This is a genomic window from Amycolatopsis eburnea, from assembly GCF_003937945.1.
GTDB lineage: Bacteria > Actinomycetota > Actinomycetes > Mycobacteriales > Pseudonocardiaceae > Amycolatopsis > Amycolatopsis eburnea.
On the sequence record NZ_RSEC01000046.1, the window covers coordinates 76,390 to 83,785 of the forward strand.

Genomic DNA, 7,396 nt, shown 5'->3' on the forward strand with positions numbered 1-7,396 from the left:
GGTGCCGCGGTCTTGAATGAGTCGTTCAGGACGCCGCGGCGGGACGGCAGCCTGGTGAGGCCGAGCGACGAGAGCCCTGCCGGGCGGCGGCCGGTGTGGCCTCGCGACGTCGGCGGTCGGGCGTGCCGGGACGTCATGAACGAGTCGTTCATGTCGTCTGGCGAGGTGAACGACCCTTTCATGACATCGCGGACCGCCCCGACTCACCCGCGAAGTCTGCGGTTTTCCGTGGTTTCCCGGCGGCATGCTCGTCGCGCCGGATGTCCCGAAGGAAGGCAGGCCATGGCAAGCATCGGACGGGCGTTGAGACGCCCCTGGATCATCCCCTTCTACTTCCTGGTGTTCGGGTTCCTCGCGTTCCGGCTGCCGAACTACCTCGGCTTCGACCCGGGCAAGTCGACCGCGGCCACCCGCCTCGACCTGCCGTTCTACTACCCGCTGCTGGTGGCGCACATCCTCTTCGGCTCGGTGGCGTTCGTGACGGCGTCGATCCAGGTCTGGCCGTGGCTGCGCAACCGCAGCCCGAAGCTGCACCGCATCTCGGGCCGCGTCTACGTCCTAGGCGGCGCGCTGCCGGCCGGCCTCGCGATCCTCACGATCACGCCGTTCCTCACCCACGGCCCGGGCCAGAAGGCGGGCAACGCGCTGCTGGGCCTGCTCTGGCTGGGCACGACGATCGTCGGCTTCCGCCGGGCGCGGCAGGGGCGGATCGTCGAGCACCGCGAGTGGATGCTGCGCAGCTTCGCGCTGTGCTTCTCGATCCTGGCGTCCCGGTTCTGGCTGGGCCCGGCGATCCTGTGGCTGGAGCCCGAGGTCTTCACGATGGGCGTCGACGGCCCGCCGGCGGTGCAGGACCAGGTGTCGACGCTGACGTCGTGGGTGCCGTGGGTGGTCAACCTGCTGATCGCGGAGTGGTTCAACCACCGGGCGCGCTACAAGGCCTTGGGCCGCCAGGCGGCCAAGCGCGCGGCGAAGGCCGTCGCGCCCGCACTGGCGCCGGAGACGAAGACCCCGGTCCTGGAGCGGCCCACCCCCGACCCCGTCCCCTAGTCTCGCGGCTGCCTTCCCGCGGCGGAAGAACCCCGGCACGACCCCAGGTGCCGGGGTTCTTCCGTGCGGTCAGTCCAGCGGGACCAAGTCCGCACCCACCCGCGCAGAACACTGCCCGTCGGCGTCGATTGCCGTAGATGGCGCTCCTGCCAGTCGCCGAATCGCGTACCTCGAACTCGAGCCCGAGCCGACGGCCCGGCCCGACGAGCACCCCCGGACGCTAGCCGGCCGGGGACAGCCAGGCCTGTACCGCCGCGACCGCGTCCGCGATGTGCTCCTCGACGATCGTGAAGTGGTTGCCCGGCACGTCGATCACCGTGTCCGCGTGCGCCCACGCCGAGCGCCAGTCCACCGACTCCTGCGCCGCGACGATCGGCTCCGACGCCCGGACCAGCAGCGTCGGGCACGGCAGCGGGCCCAGCTCCCAGCCTTCCATCAGGTCGAAGCACCAGGCCATCGCCGACAGCCCCGCGCTCGTCACCTCGGTGTACTGCTGGTTGCGCTTGTACAGCCCCTGCATCAGGCCGCCACCCGCGCTCGCGACGAACTCGCTGTCCACCGCGTACGGATCCAGCAGCGCGACGCCGGCCGGGGGTGTGCCGCGGCGGCAGAGCTCCGTCGCGATCGCGTGGACCAGCAGGCCGCCGGTGGACACGCCGAGCACGATCGCCGGTTCGCCGCCCGTGTACGCCGAGATCGCGTCGGCTTCGGCCGAGACCAGCGCCTGGCGGTCGGCGGGGAGGGCTTCGCCGTCGGTGAAGCCCGGGATCGGGACCGCCGAGACGTCGTGGCGGCCGCGGCAGGACGCTGCGAACAGCGAGTACTGCTGCACCCCCGCCATCGCCACCAGGGCCGGGACGCAGATCAGGTGCGGGCCGGGTGCCGCGTCCGGGGACCGGCGCGCGAGCCGCAGCGGGCGGATCGGGCGGGTCAGCTCCCCGGACGTGCGGAACTTCGGGCGCAACGTCGCCGCCGCGCGCAGGAACGCGATCGCGTCCGCCTGCTGCCCGGCCTTGAGCGCCTCGGTGAACAGGCCCGCGATCGTCTCCGGGGCCTGCACCGACACCGTCGTGGCAACCTCGTCGGACGTCGGTCCGGCCGCCAGCTCGGCAGCCAGGTGGGCGGCCAGCTCCTCCGGTGTCGGGTGGTCGAACACCACGCCGACCTGCAGGATCAGGCCGGTCGCGGTCTGCAGGCGGTTGCGCAGGTCCATCGCGGTCAGCGAGTCGAAGCCCAGCTCCGGGAAGCTGCCGTCGACCGGGACCGCGGCGGCGCCCGGGTGCCCGAGCACGGCGGCGGCCAGGCCGCGGACCAGCTCCAGCACCGCGGCCGGCCGGTCGTCGGCGGGCAGCTGCGCGTACGTCCGGGCGAACGAGCCCGCGTCCTGTTCGGCCGTGGCCGCCGAGCGGCGGGACGGCGGCGGGAGCAGTGCGTGCATCATCCGCGGGACCTCGCCGGCCGCGCGCATCGCGGCCAGGTCGAGCCGGATCGCGGCGAGCACCGGCTCCGGGCGCGCGAGGGCGGCGTCGAACAGGGCCACGCCCTGCTCGGGCGACAGCGCCAGCGCTCCCCCGCGTTCCTGACGGCGGCGGCTCGTCTCGTCGAGCCGGGCCGCCATCACGCTGCGGTCCCCGGCCCAGGTACCCCACGCGATCGACGTCCCCGGCAGGCCGAGGGCACGCCGATGACGGGCGAGGGCGTCGAGGAAAGCGTTTGCGGCGGCGTAGTTGGCCTGCCCCGCGGTGCCCGCCAGCCCGGCGAACGACGAGAACAGCACGAACGCCGTCAGCTCGCGGTCGCGGGTCAGTTCGTGGAGGTGCCAGGCCGCGTCGAGCTTCGGTGCGAACACCGTGTCGAGCTTCTTCGGCGTCAGCGACGCCAGGACGCCGTCCTCCAACGCACCCGCGGTGTGGACGACCGCCCGGACCGACGGCTCCGCCTCGAGCAGCCGCGCAAGAGCGTCCCGATCGGACACGTCGCAGGCCCGGATGTCCACATCGGCGTCCAGTTCGGCGGCGAACTCCGCCGCGCCCGGCGCGTCCGGCCCGCTGCGGCTGACCAGCAGCAGTTCGCGGACGCCGTGCTCGGCGACCAGGTGCCGGGCGACCGAACGGGCCAGTGCGCCGGTGCCCCCGGTAATCAGCACCTTGCCCGTCCAGTCCACAGTGGACTCGGAGCCGCGCGCGCGGGTCAGGCGGCCGACGTGCGGGACGCCGTCGCGCAGCACCACCTGCGGCTCGCCCGAAGCGAGCAGGCCGGGCAGCAGCGGCAGCAGGTCGCGAATGGACTGGTCGCCCTCGCGTTCGAGGTCGGCCAGCACGATCCGGCCCGGGTTCTCCGTCTGCGCCGAGCGCAGCAGGCCCCACGCGGTCGCGCCGGCCAGTGCGTCTTCGGTCGCGCCGCGGGTGACGAACACCAGCCGCGTGGTGCGCAGCCGGTCCTCCTCAAGGAACGCCTGTACCTCGCCGAGCACCCACTTCGCCAGGTCGCGGGCGGCGTCGCGGTCGTTCTCGGGACGCACCGGCACCAGCGGCATCAGGATCACCTGGGGCGCGGGCAGGCCGTCGTCGAGGGCGCTGGTCAGCGCGCCGATGCCGAGGAACGTCTCGACCGCGCGGCCGAGGGTGTAGACCGCGCCGGTCAGGCCGAACTCGTCGGCGCCGGCGACGACCCACGTGCCGTCGGCGAGCCGGCCGGGTTCCGGGGCCGGCACCGGCTGCCACTCCCAGCGGAAGAGGCTGTCGCCGTACATCGGGGCGGTCTCGATGGCGCCGGCCGCGCGCAGCAGCAGCGAGCCGACCGAGACGATCGGCGTGCCGGTGTGGTCGGCCAGGTCGACGCGGACGCTGTCGGTGCCGGCCGGGCTGATCCGCACCCGCGCCTTCGACGCGCCGACCGCGTACAGCTCGACATCGGTCCACGAGAACGGCAGCCGGCTGCGGCCCTCCCCGGTGAACGACGCCGCGTGCAGCGCCGCGTCGAGCAGCGCGGGGTGCAGGGCGCACGCGGCCGCCTCGGCGCGGTTGGCTTCCGGCAGCGCGACCTCGGCGTAGACGTCTTCCCCGTGGCGCCACGCCTTTTCGAGACCGCGGAAGAGCGAGCCGTACCCGAAACCGTTCTCGGCGGCCGTTTCGTAGAACCCGGTCAGGTCGATCGGCTCGGCGCCGGACGGCGGCCACTCGGCGGGAAACTCCCCCGCTTCCGGCACGTCGCGGGCCTGCAGCACGCCGGTGGCATGGCACGTCCACGGCTCATCGCCGGTGTCGGGTCGCGCGTAGACGGACAGCGTGCGCCGCCCGGCCGGGGTCAGCGGGCCAAGCACCACCTGCGTGCGCACGGCCTGTCCGGGCGGGACGACCAGCGGCACGGCCAGGGTCAGCTCGTCGACGACCGGGCAGCCCGCCTCGTCGCCGGCGCGGATGGCCAGCTCCAGGAACGCGGTGCCGGGCAACAGGACGGCGCCGCCGAAGGTGTGTTCGGCGAGCCACGGGTGCGTCGGCACCGACAGCCGCGAGGTGAACAGGAAGCCTTCGGTGTCGGGCAACGCCGTCACGGCGCCGAGCAGCGGGTGGTCGGCGGAAGCGAGGCCGAGCGCGGCGATGTCGCCGGTCGCCTGCAGCGTGCCGCGCGGCCAGAAGTCCGTGCGCTGGAAGGGATACGTCGGCAGCGCGACGCGTTCACCTTCGGGGACCTGCCAGTCGACGTCGGCGCCGCGCGCGAACGCGGCGCCGAGCGCGGCCAGGAACCGGTCCGGGCCGCCGTGGCCGAGCAGCAGGGTCGCCGACGCCGTCGCGCCCGTGCCCGACTGCTCCAGCAGCGCCTGCAACCCGAGGCTGAGCACCGGCTGCGGGCTGATCTCGACGAAGTGACGGGCGCCGCGCTCGAGCGCGGCGAGGACGCCCGCGTCGAACCGCACGGTGCGTTCCAGGTTGCGGTACCAGTATTCACCGTCCATTTCGGACCCGTCGAGCCATCGCCGGTCGGCGGTCGAGAAGAACGGGATCGCGGACTCGCCGGGGTGCAGTTCGCCCAGGACTTCCCGGAGTTCGTCGTGCAGTACGCGCACCTGCGGGCTGTGCGCGGCGAAATCGACGCCCTCGACGCGCCAGCGCATCAGCCCGGCCGCCGAGAGGCGCTTTTCCAGCGTGGTCAACGCTTCCGGCTCGCCGGCGACGGTGACCGTGCGCGGTCCGTTGACCGCGGCGATCGACAACGTGCCTTCGAAGTCGCCGAGCAGTTCGCCGACTTCGGCTTCGGACGCCATCACCGACAGCAGGCCGCCGTGGCCGGCCAGCCGGTCGCCGATCAGGCGGCTGCGCAGGGTCACGATCCGCGCGGCTTCGGGCAGCGAAAGGACTCCGGCGAAGCACGCGGCGGCGATCTCGCCCTGCGAGTGCCCGAGCACCGCGGCGGGCTGCACGCCGTACGACCGCCAGAGGTGCGCGAGCGAAACCATCACCGAGAAGAGCACCGGCTGCACGACGTCGACCCGGTCCACCGAAGGTGCGCCGTCGGCGCCGGTCAGGACGTCCAGCAGCGACCAGTCGACGTACGGCCGCAAGGCTTCGGCGCACTCTTCGATGCGGGCGCGGAAGACCGGCTGGGTGTCCAGCAGCGCCATCGCCATCTCGGGCCACTGCGAACCCTGGCCGGGGAACACGAACACCGGACCGGGCGCGGCGGCCACCGTGCCGGTGGCGACGGTCGGCGCCGGGACGCCGGCCGCGAGCGCGGACAGGCCTTCGCGGAAGGTGGCGTGATCGGTGCCGGCCACGACGGCGCGGTGGTCGAAGCGGCTGCGGGCCAGCAGCGTGCGGGCGATCCCGGAGAGCGGCTGGGCGGGGTGCTCGTCGAGGTGGGCCAGCAGCCGGGAGGCCTGCGCGGCCAGCGCTTCCGGCGACTTCGCCGACAGCACCCACGGGATCGCGGCCGGTTCCGCGGCGGCCGCGGGCGGCTCGGCGGGCGGCGCCTGTTCGAGGACGACGTGCGCGTTGGTCCCGCTGACACCGAAGGACGACACGGCGGCCCGGCGCGGCGCCCCGGTGCGCGGCCACGGCCGGGGTTCGGTGAGCAGCTCGACGTCGCCGGCGGTCCAGTCGATCTTCGTGGACGGCTGCTCGGCGTGCAGGGTGCGCGGCAGGACGCCGTTGCGCATGGCGAGGATCATCTTCAGCACCCCGCCGACGCCGGCCGCCGCTTGGGTGTGCCCGATGTTCGACTTCAGCGAACCGAGCCACAGCGGCCGGCCTTCGGGCCGGTCCTGGCCGTACACCGAGATCAGCGCCTGCGCTTCGATCGGGTCGCCGAGCGACGTGCCGGTGCCGTGCGCCTCGACGACGTCCACATCGGACGGCGAGAGCTTCGCGTCGGCCAGCGCGGCGCGGATCACGCGTTGCTGCGACGGGCCGTTCGGCGCGGTGAGGCCGTTGGACGCGCCGTCGGAGTTGACCGCGGACCCGCGCAGCACGGCCAGGACCTCGTGGCCGTTGCGCCGCGCGTCGGACAGCTTTTCCAGCGCCAGCATGCCGACGCCTTCGGACCAGCCGGTGCCGTCGGCGCCCTCGGCGAACGCGCGGGAGCGGCCGGTCGGCGAGAGCGCGCCTTGGCGGCTGTACTCGATGAACACCATCGGCGTCGCCATGATCGCGACGCCACCGGCGAGCGCCAGCGAACATTCGCCGCGGCGCAGGGCTTGCGCGGCGAGGTGCAGTGTCACGAGCGAGGACGAACAGGCCGTGTCGACGCTGACCGTCGGGCCTTCGAAACCGAAGGTGTAGGAAATGCGTCCCGACGCGACACTGCCCGCGCTGCCGTTGCTCTGGTAGCCCTCCAGGTCTTCGGTGACGCCCTGCAGCGCTATCGCGTAGTCGTTGTACATCACGCCGACGAACACGCCGGTGTCGCTGCCGCGCAGGGAAAGCGGGTCGATGCCCGCGCTTTCGCAGGCCTCCCAGGCGGTTTCGAGCAGCAGCCGCTGCTGCGGGTCGGTGGCCAGCGCCTCGCGCGGGCTCATCCCGAAGAACGCCGCGTCGAACCCGCCCGCGCCGTGCAGGAAGCCGCCCTCGGCGGTCGCCGACGTGCCGGGCCCGCCGACGTCGCCGAGCAGGTCGGCCAGCGGCCAGCCGCGGTCGTCCGGGAAGCCGGAGATCGCGTCGGTGCCGTCGTCGACCAGCCGCCACAGCGCTTCGGGGGTGTCGACGTCGCCGGGGTAGCGGCAGCTCATGCCGACCACGGCGATCGGCTCGTCACCCGCGGACTCCGCGGCGACCAGGCGCTCGCGGGTCCGCTGCAGGTCGGCGGTCACCCGGCGGAGGTAGTCGAGCAGCTCGGCTTCGGTCGCCACGGG

Annotated in this window: 1 protein-coding gene and 1 pseudogene; one reads left to right on the forward strand and one right to left on the reverse strand. The window is 73.7% G+C overall.

Features of this window, described 5'->3' with window-relative positions:
* Positions 1-282: 282 nt before the first annotated feature.
* Entirely contained in the window at positions 283-1,050 is a 768-nt protein-coding gene (locus EIY87_RS20075; protein WP_158641316.1) for a DUF2306 domain-containing protein, read from the forward strand.
* A 220-nt stretch (positions 1,051-1,270) separates the two neighbouring features.
* On the opposite strand, the pseudogene EIY87_RS20080 reads toward EIY87_RS20075, so the two are convergent.
* Positions 1,271-7,387, reverse strand: a pseudogene (locus EIY87_RS20080) (SDR family NAD(P)-dependent oxidoreductase); the annotation flags it as partial.
* Positions 7,388-7,396: the final 9 nt, after the last annotated feature.

What these genes read in the sequence shown, in the direction of transcription:
- EIY87_RS20075 (WP_158641316.1), top strand. Translation starts at nt 283, where the DNA reads ATGGCAAGCATCGGACGGGCGTTGAGACGCCCCTGGATCATCCCCTTC.